General features: G+C 69.1%; 8 protein-coding genes and 1 pseudogene. 4 read left to right on the forward strand and 5 right to left on the reverse strand.

What is annotated here, in order from left to right; translation table 11 throughout:
• Positions 1–192: 192 nt before the first annotated feature.
• Positions 193–1,125 carry an NADP-dependent oxidoreductase gene (locus tag DEI84_RS13980; protein WP_110891296.1) on the forward strand — a complete coding sequence of 311 codons (933 nt, stop codon included), beginning with the start codon at positions 193–195 and terminating at the stop codon, positions 1,123–1,125.
• Between the two features lie 347 nt (positions 1,126–1,472).
• On the opposite strand, the pseudogene vsr reads toward DEI84_RS13980, so the two are convergent.
• A pseudogene (gene vsr / locus DEI84_RS13990) lies at positions 1,473–1,820 on the reverse strand (DNA mismatch endonuclease Vsr); the annotation flags it as partial.
• A gap of 69 nt (positions 1,821–1,889) precedes the next feature.
• Positions 1,890–4,334: an excinuclease ABC subunit UvrA gene (locus tag DEI84_RS13995; RefSeq protein WP_110891325.1), complete on the reverse strand. Its 2,445-nt coding sequence runs from the start codon at positions 4,332–4,334 to the stop codon at positions 1,890–1,892.
• A 228-nt stretch (positions 4,335–4,562) separates the two neighbouring features.
• On the opposite strand from DEI84_RS13995, the gene DEI84_RS14000 reads away from it, so the two are divergent.
• From DEI84_RS14000 to DEI84_RS14010, 3 genes are all read left to right on the forward strand, one after another.
• Complete coding sequence (locus DEI84_RS14000; protein ID WP_258371794.1) at positions 4,563–4,712, forward strand: DUF1653 domain-containing protein; 150 nt, start codon at positions 4,563–4,565, stop codon at positions 4,710–4,712.
• Positions 4,713–4,834: 122 nt separating this feature from the next.
• Positions 4,835–5,281, forward strand: a complete 447-nt coding sequence (locus DEI84_RS14005; RefSeq protein WP_110891298.1) for a hypothetical protein — start codon at positions 4,835–4,837, stop codon at positions 5,279–5,281.
• Between the two features lie 863 nt (positions 5,282–6,144).
• A complete protein-coding gene (locus DEI84_RS14010) occupies positions 6,145–7,422 on the forward strand; it encodes an exonuclease domain-containing protein (protein ID WP_110891299.1) in 1,278 nt (425 codons plus the stop codon).
• Positions 7,423–7,462: 40 nt separating this feature from the next.
• On the opposite strand, the gene DEI84_RS14015 is transcribed toward DEI84_RS14010, so the two are convergent.
• The 3 genes from DEI84_RS14015 to DEI84_RS14025 all read right to left on the reverse strand — a co-directional run bounded on the left by DEI84_RS14015 (position 7,463) and on the right by DEI84_RS14025 (position 18,332).
• Positions 7,463–14,095, reverse strand: a complete 6,633-nt coding sequence (locus DEI84_RS14015) for a DUF4011 domain-containing protein (protein WP_110891300.1) — start codon at positions 14,093–14,095, stop codon at positions 7,463–7,465.
• Positions 14,096–14,171: 76 nt separating this feature from the next.
• Positions 14,172–16,244, reverse strand: a complete 2,073-nt coding sequence (locus DEI84_RS14020) for a hypothetical protein (protein WP_181420472.1) — start codon at positions 16,242–16,244, stop codon at positions 14,172–14,174.
• Between the two features lie 6 nt (positions 16,245–16,250).
• Positions 16,251–18,332, reverse strand: coding sequence for a nuclease-related domain-containing DEAD/DEAH box helicase (locus DEI84_RS14025; RefSeq protein WP_110891302.1), 2,082 nt, complete (start codon positions 18,330–18,332; stop codon positions 16,251–16,253).
• Positions 18,333–18,369: the final 37 nt, after the last annotated feature.

Below are 18,369 nucleotides of genomic sequence, written 5' to 3' on the forward strand. Positions count from 1 at the left end.
AAGCTAAGCCTCTCAGCGCCGATGGTACTGCAAGGGGGACCTTGTGGGAGAGTAGGACGCCGCCGGACTTCTTTTCACAGAACGATCGAGCCCCTGATCGGGGTGAGCAGCAATGCTCACCCCGGTCAGGGGCTCTTTCGCGTCCCCACGCCGGCTGAACAAGCGGTGTCGTGGTCCGGGTAGACCGGAGACATGAAGGTCGTCGGAGTCGAAACGTTCGGAGGGCCTCGAGCCCTCGCCGTCCATGAAGTAGCCGAGGTGCACGCCGGTGCCGGTTCCGTCCGCATCGCCGTCCGGGCGTACGCGGTCAACCCCACGGACACGGGGGTGCGGGCGGGGGAGCGCGACAGTTCGAAGGCCACGGCTCCGTACGTGCCCGGGATGGATGCCGCGGGCGTCATCGACGAGGTGGGACCGGACGTCGAGGGGTGGTCCGTCGGTGACGAGGTGATGGCGATCGCCCTCCCGCTCACCGGACACGGCGGTGCGTACGTCGAGTACCTCGTCGCCCCGGTCGGGTCGTTCACGCGGATCCCGCGCGGGACCACGATCGAGGAAGCATCCACCGTGCCGATGAACGGGCTCACCGCCATCCAGATGCTCGAGCTCGCCGGGCTCGAGCGGGGCCAGACACTCGCCGTGACCGGCGCCGCCGGACTCCTCGGCAACTACGTCGTGCAGCTCGCGAAGGCCGCCGGCATCACCGTGATCGCGGACAGCTCCGAGAAGGACCAGGCGCTCGTCCGTTCGCTCGGGCCGGACCACATCGTGCCGCGCGGGGACGACTTCGCTGCCTCCGTCCGAGCCGTCGTGCCCGAGGGGGTCGACGCCCTGTTCGACTGCGCCCTGCAGCGCGACACCGTCGTCCCGGCCATCCGCGAGGGTGGTGTGTTCGTCGACGTCCGCGGTTGGGAGGGCAACGGTGCACCCGGCATCCGGTTCGAGCGGGTGTCCGTGTTCAGTGAGTACCGGTCCTTCGACAAGCTCGAGCGGCTGCGCCACGGCGTTGAGAGCGGCACGATCGTGCCCCGGGTGGCCGAGGTCCTGCCGGCAGAGCGGGCGCCGGAGGCGCACGAACGCCTCGAGGCTGGCGGGACGCGGGGTCGCTTCGTCCTCACCTGGTGACGCAGCTGCGGTGACCGCATGACGCACGGAGGCCCGGTACCAGCTGGTGCCGGGCCTCCCGTCCGTTCGTCGTGCGTCAGCGGAGGCGGATCGCCGCGATGCCGCCGTCGACGTCGAGCGTCGCACCGTGCATGCCGGAGCGTCGCATCTCTCACGGGGCTACCGGGAGACGTACGGGCGGCCGTCGGCGGAGGACGCGACCGGGGCCCGGAAGGCGTTCGCCGCTGCGGGCTGACAACCGGGCAGGGGTGTGGTGGCCGCTGCCGACCACCGCCTGTGATCCGGTGCCAGCGGTCGAGCGTGGCCTCGATCGTGTCCGCGGCCGTCTGGACGTCGTCGTGTTCCCAGACGCGGATGACCCTCCAGCCCTCGCTGCGGAGGACGGCGTTGTGCCAGGCGTCACGCTGCCGGTTCGCGAGCAGCTTCGTGCGCCACAACTCGGCGTTCGCCTTCGGCACGTGTGCGTGCTCCTCGCACCAGTGCCAGAAGCAGCCGTCCACGAACACCGCGACGCGGGCACGGGGGAACACGAGGTCAGCACGCGCTCGTGTCCGGACGCTGATCCGGCGGTCGACGAAGAACCGACGGCCGCGGGCGTGGAGGGTGCGGCGCAGGGCGAGTTCCGGCGCGGTGTCACGGCGTCCGAACCGGGTCATGTGGCGGCTTCGCTCCTCGTCAGCGTCCCAGTGCTGCATGCCGCGACGCTACCGAGGGAGTGGTGCCCCTCGCGGCGCATCGGTGCGATCTGTGGAGTACTCCGGCGGTCAGCCCTCGAGTTCGGCGCGGAGGTACGGCGCGGTGCGGCTCGACGGGGAAGCCGCGACCTCGGTGGGCGTACCCGATGCGACGACCTGACCGCCCTCGTCGCCGCCGGACGGCCCCATGTCGATCACGTGGTCGGCGGCAGCGACGACGGACATCGCGTGCTCGACCACGACGACCGTGTTGCCCGCGTCGGTCAAGCGGGACAGCTGCTCGGTGAGGCGCTCGACGTCGGCCGGGTGGAGGCCCGTGGTCGGCTCGTCGAGCAGGTACAGCGTGTGGCCGGAACGGGCGCGCTGCAGCTCGGTCGCGAGCTTGACGCGCTGCGCCTCGCCGCCGGACAACTCCGGTGCGGGCTGTCCGAGTCGGAGGTAGCCGAGGCCGACCTGCTGCAGGGCGTCCAAGGCACGTGCGGCGGCGGGGAGGTCGGCGAGGAACGATGTGGCCTCGTCCACGGTCATGCCGAGGACGTCGGCGATCGTCGCGCCGTCGAGGCGGACCTCGAGCGTCTCGTCGTTGTAGCGGGAGCCGTGGCACTCCGGGCACGGCGCCCAACTGCCCGGCAGGAACAGCAGCTCGACCGACACCGAGCCCTCTCCCTGGCACACCTCGCACCGGCCGCCGACGACGTTGAACGAGAACCGGCCGGCCGTCCACCCGCGGGCCTTCGCGTCGTCGGTCGCGGCGAACGCGGCACGGACCGCGTCGAACAAGCCCGTGTAAGTGGCGAGGTTCGAGCGGGGCGTGCGGCCGATCGGCTTCTGGTCGACCTCGACCACGCGGCTGACCTGCGGGTGCTCGGAGGCACGGTTCGCGAGGACGCCACCCACCAGCGACGACTTGCCCGACCCAGACACTCCGGTGACGGCGGTGAGGACGCCGAGCGGCACGTCGACGTCGAGGTCCCGGAGGTTGTGCTGCGTCACGCCCCGCAGTTCCAGGGTGCCGAACCGTTGTCGAGGAGGGCGGGCCTCCAGGCCGGAGGCGCGCGGTTGCAGGAAGCGGCGGGTGACGGACGCCTCGACGTCGGCCAGGCCGTCGACCGGGCCGCTGTAGAGGACCGTGCCGCCGGCGGAGCCGGCACCGGGGCCGACGTCGACGATCCAGTCGGCTCGGCGGACGATGCGCATGTCGTGCTCGACGACGAAGACGCTGTTGCCGCTGGCGCGGAGGTCCTCGAGGACCTGGACGAGCGGCTCGGCGTCGGCCGGGTGGAGGCCCGCGCTCGGCTCGTCGAGGACGTACACGACTCCGAACAGGCCGCTCCGCAGCTGCGTGGCGATGCGGAGGCGCTGCATCTCACCGGGGGAGAGCGTCGGGGTCGCACGGTCGAGGCTGAGGTAGCCGAGACCGAGGCCGGTGAGGACCTCGACCCGGCCGAGGAGGTCGCGCGCGATGGTGACCGCGACCTCGGTCCGTTCACCGGACGACGTGCGGGACGTGGCCGCCGTGGCGTCGGTGAGCTCGGCAACCGGACGGAGGACCTCGGCGACGCCGGACAGCGGCAGCGCGTTCAGCTCGGCGATCGTCCGGCCGCCGAACGTCACCGCGAGTGCGGCGCGCGTGAGACCCGTGCCGCCGCAGAGCGAACACGGGCCGGACTCGACGAACTGCAGGACCTTGTTCCGCTGCGTCTCGCTCTGCGAATCGGCGAGGGTGTGCAGCACGAACTGGCGGGCGCTCCAGAACCGGCCCTTGTACGGCTTCGCGACGCGGTCACGCTTCGGGTGCACCTCGACGACGGGCTGCTCCTCGGTGAAGAGGAGCCAGTCGCGGTCCTCCTGCGGGAGCTCGCGCCACGGCCGTTCGATGTCGTAGCCGAGGCCGGCCGTCACGTCGCGGAGGTTCTTGCCCTGCCACGCGCCGGGCCATGCCGCGATCGCGCCGTCGCGGATGCTCAGCGACGGGTCGCGGACGGCGGAGGCCTCGGTCACCTCGTGGGCGACGCCGAGGCCGTGGCAGCGCGGGCAGGCGCCGGCGACCGTGTTCGGCGAGAACGAGTCCGAGTACAGCTGCTCGGCGCCCTCGGGGTAGGTGCCGGCGCGGGAGTAGAGCATGCGCGTCGAGTTGCTCAGCGTCGTGAGCGTGCCGACGGTCGATCGTGAGCTCGGGGCGCCGCGGCGCTGCTGCAGGGCGACGGCCGGGGGGAGGCCGGTGATCGAGTCGACGTGCGGGGTCGAGCCCTGCGCGATGAGGCGGCGAGCGTAGGGGGCGACGGACTCGAGGAAGCGGCGCTGGGCCTCGGCGAAGACGGTGCCGAAGGCGAGGCTCGACTTGCCGGAGCCGGAGATGCCCGTGAAGGCGACGATGCGGTCGCGGGGGATGTCGACGTCGACGTCGCGGAGGTTGTTTTCGCGGGCGCCGCGGACGCGGATGAAGCCGTCGCGCGTGGTGTCGTCCGCGCCGGCAGTGGTGCCGGGACCGGCGGTGGCGCCGGGACGGACCATCACTTCGGGACCCGCAGCGGCGTCGCGGCCCGCGATCTCGTCGGGGGCGGTGGTCGAGGTGCGGGTCGTGCGGAGTACGGGCATCCGTTCGAGCCTAGGCCGGTTCGGGTGAGGCGGTGATGGGGCGGGGACGGCCCTGTCGAGTCGCCCTAGCATCAGGGGCATGAGCAGCGACGTGATGCCCGGGCGGTACCGCCACTTCAAGGGCGGGAGTACGAGGTCGTGCTCGTGGCGAAGGACGTCGAGACCGAGGAGCCGGTGGTCGTGTACCAGGCGCTGTACGGGGAGCGGGGGCACTGGGTGCGGTCCCTCGCGGACTTCACGGCACATGTCTCTCGTGGCGGGTACGAGGGGGCGCGGTTCGTGCCGATCGGGTAGCGGAGACGGGACTCGCTGAGCGTACCCGACGAGGGTCCGCAGGGCTGAGGACCAGCACGCACCATCTATCATGTGGAGTATCATGCCTACGAGACGTGCCCGCGGGGAAAGGAACGCGAACGATGGACCAGGAACCATCCCTTCCGCCGCTCGGCTCCGGCGGGAAACTGGTCCTCATCGCGTTCCTCGGGGCCTCGGTCTTCGTCGTCACCGCGCCGTTGGTGATCGGTGTGGCTTCGGTGGCGCTCATCCCCGACCTCGGCGGACTCCGAGCGGGAGTGTCACCGGTTCTGGTCGCGGGATGGTTGATGGTCACAGTGGTGCTGACGATCTGGTTCGGAGGCCCGCTCGAACGGGTCTCGAGGAGGCCGTTCGGCAGCTACCGCTGGGCAGGGGCCCTCGCAGCGGAGGCCACGTCGCTCGCCTTCCTGTGGTTGCTGCTCCTGCCGATCCTGGCCAGTGGATGGTCTGCGTTGCTGGCCGCCAGCATCGGTGCCCTCCTGTTCAAGTGCGCGGAACCGCTCCTCGACCGATGGGCGCGCGAGGAGCGTGCTGACGGTGAGGGTTGACCCGGACCACCGCGTGGGCCGGGACGGGATGGAACGGACGGGAGGCGCGGTGCGGCGCCGGTGCCGCGCCTCCAGTCCGGTGGGTGCGGACGGGAGGCGCGTGGCGGGCTGGTGCGGTGCCTCCCGGCCGTCCGGTCAGTACGGTGGGTGCGGGGAACGGAGGAGGGATCGTCGACGGCATCGCGGTGGCGGCAGCGTGCACCGTGTAGGAACTGCTCGCGGCGCGCTCGTGGAGTGGACCGGGCTCGGGTTCGTGCCGCTGCTGCTGGTCGTGGCGATCAGGACGTGGAACTGAGTCGAGGGGGAAGCATGGCGGAGGACAACGAGACCGCGGGCGGCGGTGCGCCGCACCACGGGCACCGCGCGCACGGCGGCGGCTGGATCGCGGGCGGCATCGTCGCGCTGTTCGTCGGCTGGTGGTTGGCGCTGGCGTCGATCCTGTCGACCGCAGGACCGTGGTCGGGCCGGTGGTCGGACGGGGGCATGATGCTCGCCTACGTGATCGCTGCAGCGCTCGGGTTCGGGGTACCGCTCTGGGGCTTCGTCGGTACAGCTCGTAGCCCTCGTCCCGCAGCAGACGGAGTGCGGGCTCGTGCCGGACGACTGGCACGGGCGGGCGACGATCGGGCAGCACGCCGAGGACGTCCTGCTGGAGAGCGGCTGTCTGGTCGACCCGAACGCGGTCGACGAGGAGTGAGCCGCTCAGCACGCGGTTGATCGTGTTCGCTCGTGCAACGTCCGCTGGATCTGCTCGGCCGAGGGCTCGGGCGGACGCCCCTCGAACAGGTGGTCGCCGCGGGTCACCATCGCGGTGATGATGGTGCAGCGCCGCGCGGGACCGTGGTGCTGGGGAGGAGTGCACGATGCACAACGGCTACGCGGTGATCGACCTGGAGACGACCGGACTCGCTCCGTCGTACGGGCACCGCATCATCGAGATCGGGATCGTCCACGTCACGCCGGACGGCGAGGTCGAGCAGACCTTCGAGACCGTCGTCAACCCGAACCGCGACCTCGGTCCCGTGCACATCCACCGCCTCCGTGGTGCCGACATGGCGGGTGCTCCGACCTTCGCGGACGTCGCCGGTGACCTGGCAGAGCGTCTGCAGGGTCGCGTCGTCGTCGCGCACAACGCCTCGTTCGAGGCGCGGTTCCTGCACGCCGAGTTCGAACGGCTCGGACACCGCTCGCCACTGAAGCAGGCAAGCAGCGCGCTCTGCACCATGCGGCTCGCGCAGGAGTTCCTCCCCGGCTCCGGCCGGAAGCTGGCCGACTGCTGCAGCGCCTACGACATCGAACTCGTCGACGCTCACGAAGCACTCGCGGACGCACATGCCACCGCCCGGCTGCTCGGCGCCTACATCGGATCGTCCCGCCGTGATCCGCGGTGGACGACCTGGGGCGACGTGGCTGGTGGGCAGCGGTGGCCCGGAGTCCCGCGCAGCGGTCGGGCGTGGATCGCGCGCAACCGCTCGACCGGCGTGGCGACCCGGACCCGTGTCGACGTGGCGACGGACCGTCTGCCCGCCGTCGACGGCAGCGCGGAGGCGACGCTCTACGCGGCCGTGCTCGATCGTGCGGTGTCCGAGGACCTGCTCGCCGCGAGTGACGCCGACCAACTCAGCGCGTACGCGACCGAGTTCGGGCTGGACGCGGCTGCCCGCGCGAACCTGCACCGGCGGTACTTCGGCGACCTGGTCGAAGCGGTCTGGGCAGACGGCGTCCTCACCATCCAGGACCACATCCAGCTCGAGCGCGTCGCGCGGTTGCTCGGGGTGACGGACGACGAGCTCGAGCACGCGGTGCACAGCCGGCAGCCCGCCCGCATGGGTGCACGGTCGTTCTCCGCCGCGCAGCAGCCGACGTCGACCGCGGCAGCTGCAGAGCCGTCGATCGACCTGGGCGAGGGCGGCATCGTCACGCTGACCGGGGAGATGCGTCGCGGTCGATCCGAGATCGAGGCGGACCTCGCCCGCCTCGGCATCCGGTCGGCACCGAACGTCACGAAGAAGACCGCGGTGCTCATCGCAGCGGACGTCGACAGCCTGTCCGGCAAAGCACGGAAGGCCCGGCAGTACGGCATCCCCATCATCGAGGAGGACGTCCTGGAGGCGGCGCTCGCCGCCGCTCGGAAGTCGTGACCGCTCGCGCGTACCCGTACAGGCGGGGACGCGCGGAGTGTCATGGGAGCGTGAGGGTCCCGATTTCAGTGCGGCGCAAGCGACTCGACGCAACGCCGGCGACTGTCGCTTCCGTCATCCGACCCAGCACGGCGCTGCTCATCCGTCTCCCCCCGAACAGAGCGTGTGTCTCGCGACGCAAGATGTCTTCCGCCAGACTTCCGTTGTCCCGCAGGACATACCGCATCGCGTTGATGATCTCCCGCAGACTGATGTTTTCCACCAGACGCTCTGCTGAACCGGGGGAAGGGACGCGGAAGTCGTTCCACTGTTCAGGCGTCAGACCCATCGGCCAGATGAAGCGTTCGTCCGCGCTCCATCGGAACATATGCGGAACGAGTTCAAGGATTGCTTGCTCTTTTTCTTCCGCCAATTCTGGCGCAACGAACGCTTCAGACACCGCCGTGACGAGGGCGCGCGCCGACACCGGTCCTTCAGCTTGCACGATTTCGTAGATGACGCTCTGCACCAGCGCTGCGTTGTCTGGCTGCCGGATGTCCCGCAGAACGACGCCGACACCAGCAGTGCGCCTCTCCCACGGAACGAACGGCTTCGCGCTTCCAACAAGAGCGTCAGAGGGCCTTTGCGACTCGCCGCTCGGCGTCTCCAGGCCGGCGTGAGCCGATTGCCGCAGAAGCTTTCGTGAAGTTGGCACAGCGTCAGCGAGTTGCGGCATCGATGGTCTTGCGGCGGTGTCCACCTGTTGGGATGAAGGCCGTCTCTCGTCGACGTCCCCAGAAGTTGAAAGCCTCGGCGTGTCGCCGGTGACCAGTGCGGCCTCACTACCGGTGTTTGTCTCGGCGGGCGCCTTCTCGTCGACGACGGCATCTCCGGCTTGTCGGGCGGTGTGTTCTACTGCGGCTGCGATGCGATCGAGGACCGCCTCCTGCGACGACAGCCACTCAGGAAGCCACACACGCTGCACGCTCGGCCAGTGCATGAGGCCCTGAAGGACTTCGGTCGGGAGGGCGTCGCGGTCAGCCACGGTGGCACGATCAGCCCAAGCCGCTGTGTCGAGGAGAACGGCCACGGTCGGTGCGTGCGGCGCGTTGGCGGAGGCAACGGCAATGTCGACCTTGAAGTCGGAAAGTCCGACGTCCGTGGTCACAGCGAGCCCACGTGCTCGAAGTGCCTTGGCGATCTCCTCCCTGTGGAGATCGGTGAGCCCGCTACTCGAAGGCGCGCTGAGCACGGCGTCGGGCCCTCGCTGCGCCAGTTCGAGGTAGGAACGCAGATGCTTGATGCCCACCGAATTTGTCTCCTCGGCGCGCAGGTCCTGCGGATCGAAGCTCGAGAACAGGATGACCTGACGCCGGGCACGTGTGATGGCGACGTTGAGCCGCCGCTCGCCGCCGGGGTTCGTGAGCGGCCCGAAATTCAGCGGTAGCACGCCCTTGTCGTTCTTGCTGAACGCCGTCGAGAACAGGATCGTGTCGCGCTCGTCGCCCTGGACGTTCTCGAGGTTTTTGACGAAGAGCCCGTCGACAGCAGTGTCCAACGCTTCGCTGATCCGTTCGTCTCCAGACGACCGAAGCAATTCCTCGATCAGCGCGCGTTGCTGCGCATTGAACGTGACGACGCCGAGTGAGGGGAACGACTCGAGTGAGTGTGCGAATCTCGCGTGAATCTCCGCGACGATCGCTGCGGCTTCGACCGGATTCGTGCGGAGCGACTTGGTCGTCACCCCGGCCCCTGCACGGATGAACGTGCCGTCGACACGGCGAAGTGAGACGCCGTGCCCGTCGATACCGTCATCGGCGGTGCCGAGCGCCGGTGCAGGGAAGGACGTCAATTGGTCCTCGTAGTAGTGCCGGTTGCTGAAGGCGATCAGCGACTCGTCCTGACTGCGGTAGTGCCAGGTCAGCTGGTACCGATCCACGCGTGCCTGCACGCACTCGGCGAGGATCGACTCCTCGTCCACCGCGACCGACTCCAACGGGCTTTCGTCGTCCTCGTCGTCGCCGAGGGCGGCTTCGGCGAACGACGTCGGCGGCATCTGCTTCGAGTCCCCGACGACGACCACCGCCCGAGCGCGGCCCATGGCGCCGATGGCGTCGGCGACGCGCACCTGCGACGCCTCGTCGAACACCACGAGGTCGAACAGCCCGCTCTTCGCCTCGAAGAACCGCGCGACCGAATCCGGGCTGACCAGGACACACGGCGTCAGTTCGGTGATGACCTCGCCGTAGGTCGACATCATCTCGCGGAGCTTCATCCGGCTGCGCTGCTTGCCGATCTCGGCTACCAGCCGGCCAGCGGGACCGGTTGCGTTCGTCGCCGTGAACGACCGCCGTGAGACGACCTGGTGTGGGATTTGCCGCGGCAGGTGGTCACGCACCTCGAGCGCCGCCGCCGTGTAGCGATCGATGTGTCGAACGTGCCCCGGGGCATCGAAGGACTCGAGACCCGTGGACTGCGCCCGCTCGCGGCGCATCGCCGCAGCGAGACCGCGCTCGAAGGCCTCGATCGCCTCTTCGGCAGGCACCGCCCCGATGAGCAGTGCGTCGTACGCGGCGGTCATGCCTGCCACTCGGAGCACCTGGAGAGCATGCCGCCACTGCAACCACGCGAGCGGCGTGACACCGGTCATCCGCGCGCCGTCGCGACCGGCTGCCGTCGCGGACCAGCGCTCGAGCAGCGGGATGTCCTGCAGCCAGTGTCGCCACGACTCGGGAGTCGCGTGGGGCATGTCGAGGAGATCGCTGAGGGCTCCGGCGTACTCGTGGACGGCTGCGAGAACTGTGCCGTCGACTGGCCCGATGCGCGTAGCGCAGCGCTTCAGTGCTGCGCGGAATCGTCGATCCTCGTCAGAGGCGCTCGCGGTGTCCGTCGAACGGACGAGCTGCATGAGATCGTCGACCTGCCGAGCGACGGAAACACGGTCGTGGTGCTCGAGCGGACTCCAGGCGGCGTCGACGTCGATGCCCGGAACGGACCGCACGCGACTGCCCAGCGATCGGGCGTGCTCCTGCATCTCAGCTGCACGGCGGGCCAGCGGTACGAGGCGCGCGTGATCGAGTTCGACGTCCGCCTGCAGGACGGATCCGAACTCCTGAGCGACGGCAGCGACGCGCTTCTTCCGGCCGAACATCCCCGATTCCTGAGCTGTCGCTGCGTCATGCGCGATCCGGGGGAGGTCCATACGGAGCACGTCGGGCCGCAGGACGGAGAGGACGTCGGTGAAGCGGTCAGCGAAGCCGGCCGTCTCAGCGCCGAGCGAGTCCACGGCGCTTCGCCACCGCTCGGTCCGCGCCTCTTCGAGCACCGGGGCGTCCACAGGTGGAGCCTCCAAGACGGCGACGAGGAGCCGGGCGTCCGCTGTCGTCGTCGCCGTGAGCACGGCCTCCAGGACGACGTCGTCGGAGGGGAGGCCCGCGATGGCCGCATCGAAGCGCGTCACCCGCCGCGCGAGGTCGGCGGCGTCTGCTGCCTCATCCGACGGGTCCACGAACGCCCAGCTGTGGTCCGGACGAGGCTTAGCCCGGAGCGCGAGGTCCGGGAGCTCGCGCAGGACGGTCCGGATCTCATGGAGCTGTGCGGACGTCACTGTCCCGGCCACGGGGAGCGGGACCTCGAGTTCGAACGTCGTGTCGCCGGTTGCGAGCTCTGCGTTCCGGGCTGAGTAGAACGAGCGGCCAGCGGCGTTCTCGGCGTGGAGCTGCACGGCGTACCGGGCCAGCCGTCCGCGCGAGACCGCGGCGTTGTCAGATGCTCGGCGGAGGGCTTCGGTGTCGACGAGCGGGCGCTGTGCCAAGGCTTCTCGTAGACGTGCCCGGACCTCGACGGGCTTGCTGCCCTTGTCGTGGAGATCCAGGGTGAAGGGCCCGAGCCCGACCTGTGCGAGTCGCCGCTGCACGACGTCGAGGGCTGCGCGCTTCTCGGCGACGAACAGCACGCGGCGACCGTCCGCGATCGCCTTCGCCAAGAGGTTGGTGATCGTCTGGGACTTGCCCGTTCCGGGAGGTCCTTCGAGGACGAACGTGTGGCCCTCGCTGGCTGCGGCGACGGCCTGCAGCTGCGACGAATCGGCGGACACCGGCAGCTCTCCGAGCAGCTCGTCGAGCGCGCTGTCCGAGGCAGTGGCGTCGAGGTCGACCGGAGCGCCGACGAACGGCTCGGTCGGCTGATCGATGAGGTGCTTCACCAGCGGATTCTCGGAGAGCTCACGCCAGTTCTCGTCGAGGTCCTTCCAGAGGCGGAACTTCGCGAACTGCAGCACCGCGAGGTCGACGGTGGGTTCGATCGTCGCGGACACGCCGGCACCCATGATCGCTCGACGAGTGGCAGCGAAGACGGCGTTGACGTCGATGCCGGACGCGTCCTGCGCCGGTTCAGCGAGCTCGGGGATGCGAAGGCCGTACTCGGCATGGAGCTTCTCTAGCAGGCTGTAGTTCGGTGTCGACGCCCCGGCGTCGTCGAGGGTGATCCGGTAGGTCCCGCCTCTGGCGCGCGCTTTCAGGGCGACCGGGACGAGGATGAGCGGTGACCGGACTTCCTTGCCCTTGACGCTCCACACCAGCGACCCGATCGCGATGTACAGGTTGTTCGACCCGGTCTCCTCGACGACGGTCTTCGCCTTGTAGGCGAGGGCTTGGAACTTCCGCGTGTAGTTCGCCGTCGCGGCGTCCGCGAACAACTGCCGCTTGGTCCGGAACAGGGTGGTCCGGTCCGCGTCGGGGAGCTGCGATGCCCACTGCACGCCGCGTTCGCGGACGACCGCGGGCAGCGCGTCGGACGGCAGGAGTTCGATCGGCTCTCCGGCGCTGAGGACGTCCTCGAACTCCGCGAGTCCGTCGGACGCGACGAACAGCGGGAACTGCGCCGTCTTCGTGAAGTTGATGAGCCGGTTCCGCAGACTGAGGTCGAGCAGGTTGTTCTTCCACTGCCGGACCCGAGGAGGCGTGTCGTCCTCCGCCCGTGCTGCGGAGCCGTCGAAGACGGGCGGTACGTACGCGGCCGGGTCCGTCCGCTCGACCTGGTACTCGACGACTGTGACCTGGCCGTCCTGCCCGGTGACGCGCGCGGGGAGCGGCAGGATCCGAGCGACGGAGCGGGCGAGGTACAGGTCGACGTACCCGAACAGCTCGTCCAGCCCGTACGCGCGGATCTTGTCCACGGAGGCCCGGCGGATGTCCTCGAAGGACGCGCCCTGGTCCTCGTCGGTCAGCATTGTGGTCTCCAGGACGGAGATCTGTCCCTCGGCCAGCAGGTTCCGCAACACCGTGTGGTCGTCCATCACCACGTTCGGGAGCTGCTGCTCCATACGCCAGTAGGCGAGGAAGGCGTGCCCCGGTACGACGACGAGCATCGAACGCACGCCGACACGTTCCAGCCCAGCGGCGAGCGTCGTCGCGGTGTCGAGACAGGTGCCGAAGCGGTCGTCGAGGACCTCTGCCGGCGTCCGGACCTTCTGTCCGACGTCCGACCAACTCGCCGGTGGCACGCTGTAGCGGACGTGGCGCGCGCGGATCGCAGCGACCACGGCCTCGACCGTGCGATCGACACGTTCCTCGTCCTGCTGGTAACCGACGAACGAGCCGTCGCCGGTCATGGACCGGAGGCGGTTCGAGGCGTCGTCCATGACCGGTGCGAGTGCCGGGTGGTTCGGTTGCACGTGCGCGGCGAGCATCTCGAGGGAGAGCTCGACCTGGCTCGGGACGAGGAGCCATTGACCTGCGGCGAGGACGTGCACGTCAGCGGTCGCTTCGGCGAGGACGCGGTCACCGTCACGGAGCACTGCTCGCACGCGGCCCGGCCGTGAGTCCTCGACGCCCATCATCTGCGTCGGGTCGAGCGTGAGGCCGAGATCGGTCTTGGTCACGGCGTCGGCAGAGGGCTCGAGGTCGAAGAAGTGCTCGCGCGGTTCGCCGAGCTCGGCCCCTGCTGAATCGATGCTGACCGTGAGTCGGGCGTTCCTGACCGCCGGCCCCCGGTGCAGGATCGTGACGCCGGGCAGCACCCGAACACGGTTGTGGGCCATCGCGTAGCTGACGATGCTGGCCCCGACGAGGGTGATGTCCGTGGAATCCGTCGAGCGAGTGGGGGACTCCGTCCGAGCGTCGATCGGCGCCACCGGTCGGACCGTTTCGACGACCTGCGGCCGAGCCTCGGCAGACCCCACCATCGTCACCTGGAAGTCGCGCCGGAGCGCTGCAGCCTGCTCGGCCTGTTTGGCGGCACCGAGGAGATGGAGGAGTCGGTACACACTGTCGAGTGCTCGGTAGGTGTCCGCGTCGTCGAATTCGGCGTTGTGAGCCCAGCGGTTCCGGATCTCGCGGAGCTCCCCGGCGAGGCGACTCCCGTTCCGGTCGAGGAGCGCGTCGAAGGGGCGGCCGAGACGGGGCAGGGTCTCAGTGACGATCCGAAGCAACACCTGTAGGTCGGCCTCGTCGTAGCGGCGCTCGCCGCCGCCCTTTTCGCGGTCCTTCAGTGCCAGGATCTCGGTCCAGGACACTCCGGGACGGAGACGCGGCTCCAAGGTCGACGCGATGATCGGACGCAGTCCCATCCCGAGCGTCCGCAGTCCGGCAGCGACGTGGTCCGCGTTGTTCATCAGCGGTTCTCCCCAGTTCTCGTTCGTGGACGCCGTCGCGGTTGTGCCGCGCGCGGTCGTCCGACTGCCACATCGTGGCATGAGCCACGGTCATGTGCGGACACTGGTGCGTTCCACGCACCGGTGGGTGCTCCCGGACCCGTCGTGCCCTCAGCGCTCAATGCGCGTTCGGCGTCGTGAGGTGGCGCCCGATGTACCCGATGTAGATCATGCCCGAGTGATCCGAGTCATCGAAGTAGTGCATCCGCGGCGCGAATCGATCGCGATGCGTCGGTTTGAAGTGCGCCAGCATCGGTACCGCGCCGGACGCGTCCACGGACAACGGGACCGGCCGCACGCGCTCGGTGTGCATCTTCTTGTTGTTGATCACCGTCGTGCTCTCCGTTGCTGCATGGCGATCCGGCGAACACTTGGTGCCCGCCTGGGCGTCGTCGTTCAGGTACATGTGAACGTTGCCCGCATATCCGTTCTTCTTCGCGTCGACGTAGTCGTACAGCACGCGTACATACGACCACAGTGCAGCGGCGTATCGTCCCGTTCCGTCACGGTCATCGATCTCGGCCGCGATGTCCTCGTCGCCAGTGAAGACGACTCGATCGCGAGCGGGATGAGCGTCAGTTCCCGCAGTGAGTCTTGCAACCAGCTCGCGGACGTCAACGGGAGCCTCCCACAGCGACTCGTCGCCGACGCGTGCGAAGCGGGCACGTTGATCTGCATCGAGACTCCGACGAAGCCAGTCCCGTTCACGCGCTGCCTTCCGGGCCTCATCTGCCTCGATCGCTGCCTCCACCTCGAGGTCTGCGATCCGGGAGTTGAGGTCTTTGATCCTGTCGCTGAGATCAGACTCGCGGTCGCCAGCCTCAGCGAAAAGACGTTCGTACGTGTCCTTCTCGAGCGCCGCTGCCCCGATGAGCTTGTCGAGCTCGTCGAAGTGCTCCTCACGCGGGTCCGTGACCTTGAGCCAGCGAAGGACAAATGCACCGGCACGGCGCAGGAGTGTGGATGAAACGGCAGGGCGTTCGTCCGGTGCCCAGTCCATCGGGATGCGCAGAGCGCCCGTTCGCGCTGGTACGGGTTCGGAGAGGGCGGGCGCTGCCTCGCCGTGTTCCCCGTCGCTGTCGTCGCGGGCGTCTGAGCGCCGAACCTCAGCGGCCGTCGGAACGACCCCGAGGGCGCCCAGTTCCTCCGAGACGACTTCGTCGATCAGGGTGCCTCGTGCTCGTCGGGCTTCTTCTTCGAGCAACAGGCGCATCGTGCGCCGGACGTCCTTCGGCAGCTCGAGTTCGAGGAGCCGTCGCCGTATGCCGGACGCGTGCGTCGCTCGGAGTGCAACGTCTGCCCTGCCTCGCCGTATTGCCCGCGCGAAGGTCGAGGGCCCCAAGACCCTGTGTCGCACCGAATCGAAGGCCGCTTCCAGGTCGACGGAAGGCGCGAAGGTCCTGATGCGCCCAGGCTGCACAGCATGGGATGCCGGCATCAGCGAATTGAACTCGGCGACGGCGTCGTGCGTCATCACGTAGACGGACGCGACGCCGACGCTGTACTGCGTGAGGCTCTCGACGGTCTTCGCCCAGGCACTGTCTGTGTCAGCCCCCAGCGATGAAGCGACGATCACCGATGTCGAGCGGGCTTCGTCGGTCAGGACGTCGATGAGGTCCCCGACTTCATCCTGCAGGACGACCTGCGGCGTGTTGGTCAGCCGAGCTGAGCCGTCACGCACTTCGACGCGGTCGAGGATCTGCCCGACGATCCGCGGTGGGGCGACCGTCAGGACCGAGTCCTCGGCTTTCTCGCTCACCCGACCGGTCTCGATCACGAGCGCTGATGTGGAGCTCCGGCCGGTCCCGCTTGTCAGCGCGTAGACGGAGACGATCCACGAGCCGTTATTGCGCTCGACGAGCCGGATCAACTGCCGGCGTACTTGTCCGCGCTCGTCAGAGCGGTCGGTCACTGAGAGAACGGCCTGCGGTCCGAGTACGAAGTCACCCGACCCTTCCCAACCAGCAGTGTCGAGCGTTGCTGATCGGCGCGGACGGGTCTTGGTCAAAAGCCAAGCGCGCACCTCCTGCTCCGCCAGCTGCACTGCGTCGGTACCTGCAGGCAATCGGAGCACAGCTCGGTAGCCGACCGACTGCTGCTGGGCGGCGCGCTGTGCCTCGAGAACCGCCGAACGGTCCGAGGAAGTCATCAGTCCACGCGTCTCATTCATCTTCAAGACCTTCCCGGTCAACCCACCTCACCGCACCCCGACCCACAGCCCGTCCCGCGCCCGCGTCATCCCGACGTACAGTTCCCGCCGGTCGAGCTCGCGCCGCTCCTTCGCTGCCTCGGACTCCGTCACAGGCGGGTCGGCGAGCAGCTTGGCCGGCACGTGCGGCAGGAGCACCTGCTTGAACTCGAGGCCCTTCGCCCGCTTGATCGTGCCGACACGGATCATGTCGGAACTCTTGCCGGCGTAGTTCTTCAGCGAGACGGTCGGCACCCCGGCGTCGGCGAGCAGCGCCATCACCTTGTCGGCCTGCGGGTTCGTCGCCGTCAGGATGCCGACGTCACCGCGTCCCGTGCCCACCAGTCGGAGGACCTCCTCCACCCGGGCGAGCAGCGCGTCGTCGTGTTCGGTCCGGCTGCGGAAGCGGTTGATGCATGGCTGCGGTCCGGAGCGCGTCACAGCGGAGACCGAGTCGCCAGCGCCGTCGACGCCCTCGATGTCGACGAACTGGTCGTCGGCCACCATCTGCTTCGCGAACTCGAGGATCTCCGCCGTGTTGCGGTGGTTCACGTCGAGCACGACACCGCGTCCGGCGAGGCTGATGCCGGCCTCGCCGAGGGTGTAGCCGCCCGGGTAGATGGTCTGCTGCCCATCGCCGATGAGGGTGAGCCCGTCGGAGCGGTCGCCGACGAGCGAGTGCAAGAGCGAGACCATCGCGCACGACAGGTCCTGCGCTTCGTCGACAATCACCGCGTCGTACCGGTCGAGCGGGACCTCCCGCAGGGCGTCGCGGGCGAGGAGGATCACGTCCTCCCAGTCGCAGCCCCCGCGCTCGCGGAGACCGGTCGAGTACGCCTCGTACAGGTCCCACACGGCCTGCCGGTCGTCAACGGTCAACCGGTGCTTTCGCCCGACGCGGGCGAGCTCCGCGTACTCGTCGAAGTGGGTCAGCCCACGTCCCTTGATGACGTGGCTGATCTCCTCTTCCCAGTAGCGACGCGTGAAGCGCGTCGCCTTCAACGGACTGGAGGCGCTGATCGCGTTCCACGAATCGGCGAACGCGAGTTGGGCCTCCCGTCCGGGCGTGCGGAACGCGATCCCGCGTTCCTTGAGGAGGCGGGTGGCGAATGCGTGCACGTTGACGAAGTCGACGCGGCCGATCATCTCCGGGGCCAAGCGCTCGAGGAGTGACTCGAGCACTGCTGGCAGCGTTCGTATGTAAGTGGTGAAGAGGATGCGGCCACCCGTCGAACGGGCCAGGTAGGCGGCCCGGTGCAGGCCGACCACGGTCTTGCCCGTGCCGGCTGCCCCGCGGATGCGGGCCGGACCGTTGAAGCTGCGACGGACGAGCTTCGCCTGTGCCGGGTCGAGCGAGGCCATCCACTCCTCGATCGGCGCCTCGAGGATGCCGTTGAGGAGCTGACGGTCGAGCTCGTCCTGATCGACCGGCTCCGGTTGCGGCTCGGGTGCGCGAGGGACGACGATCTGCGGGACGATCACTTGCTGGATACTCGCGGCCGCGCCGTCCATCACCGGGAAGTGCGAGATGACGGCGGCGAGGACCTCGTCGACGCGCCTGGGGGAGAGTCGAGCCTTCGGGCGGGTGATGTGTCTGATGAGGTCGTGCGTGCCGACGATGTCGACCGAGGCCACTCGCGCCTCGATGCCCTTCTTGCCCGCGAGGGCGACGACGGCGTGCACCTCACCGGGAGCGAGGCCGATGTCGGCCAGGACCTTCTCGGTGTCCCACGCGAGGTCGGCGAGGCGGGCAACGTCGTCCGTGACGTCCTCCTGGCCACGCGTGATGCGGTCGTTGTCGATCGCGACCTCCCGCCAGGCCTTCGTGTCGACGATCCAGACCCCGGAGTTGCCGACGACGACCATGTCGACGTTCGCGCTACTGCTGCCTGGCCAGCGGCGGTCCGCGAGGAGGTGGTAGCCGATGCCGGCGAGGGGGGCGAGCGTGCGTGCCGTCTCGGCCTCGGTGCGGTGAGCGACCTCGAATCGACCGGCGCGCTGCTCGGCCTCGTCGGCCTGGCGGCGGAGCTCGCTTGCTCTGCCGCGCTGACGGCGTGCTTCGACGCTTGCCGATTCCCCTGCGATCGTCATGCCCTGAGCCCCTCGGGGACGCGTCGAGACGAGCGCC

It is taken from the genome of Curtobacterium sp. MCBD17_023, from assembly GCF_003224415.1.
Lineage (GTDB): Bacteria > Actinomycetota > Actinomycetes > Actinomycetales > Microbacteriaceae > Curtobacterium.

Coding starts and splice junctions, on each gene's coding strand:
- DEI84_RS13980 (WP_110891296.1), top strand. CDS start 193: ATGAAGGTCGTCGGAGTCGAAACGTTCGGAGGGCCTCGAGCCCTCGCC.
- DEI84_RS13995 (WP_110891325.1), bottom strand. CDS start 4,334: ATGGTCCGTCCCGGCGCCACCGCCGGTCCCGGCACCACTGCCGGCGCG.
- DEI84_RS14005 (WP_110891298.1), top strand. CDS start 4,835: ATGGACCAGGAACCATCCCTTCCGCCGCTCGGCTCCGGCGGGAAACTG.
- DEI84_RS14010 (WP_110891299.1), top strand. CDS start 6,145: ATGCACAACGGCTACGCGGTGATCGACCTGGAGACGACCGGACTCGCT.
- DEI84_RS14015 (WP_110891300.1), bottom strand. CDS start 14,095: ATGCCACGATGTGGCAGTCGGACGACCGCGCGCGGCACAACCGCGACG.
- DEI84_RS14025 (WP_110891302.1), bottom strand. CDS start 18,332: ATGACGATCGCAGGGGAATCGGCAAGCGTCGAAGCACGCCGTCAGCGC.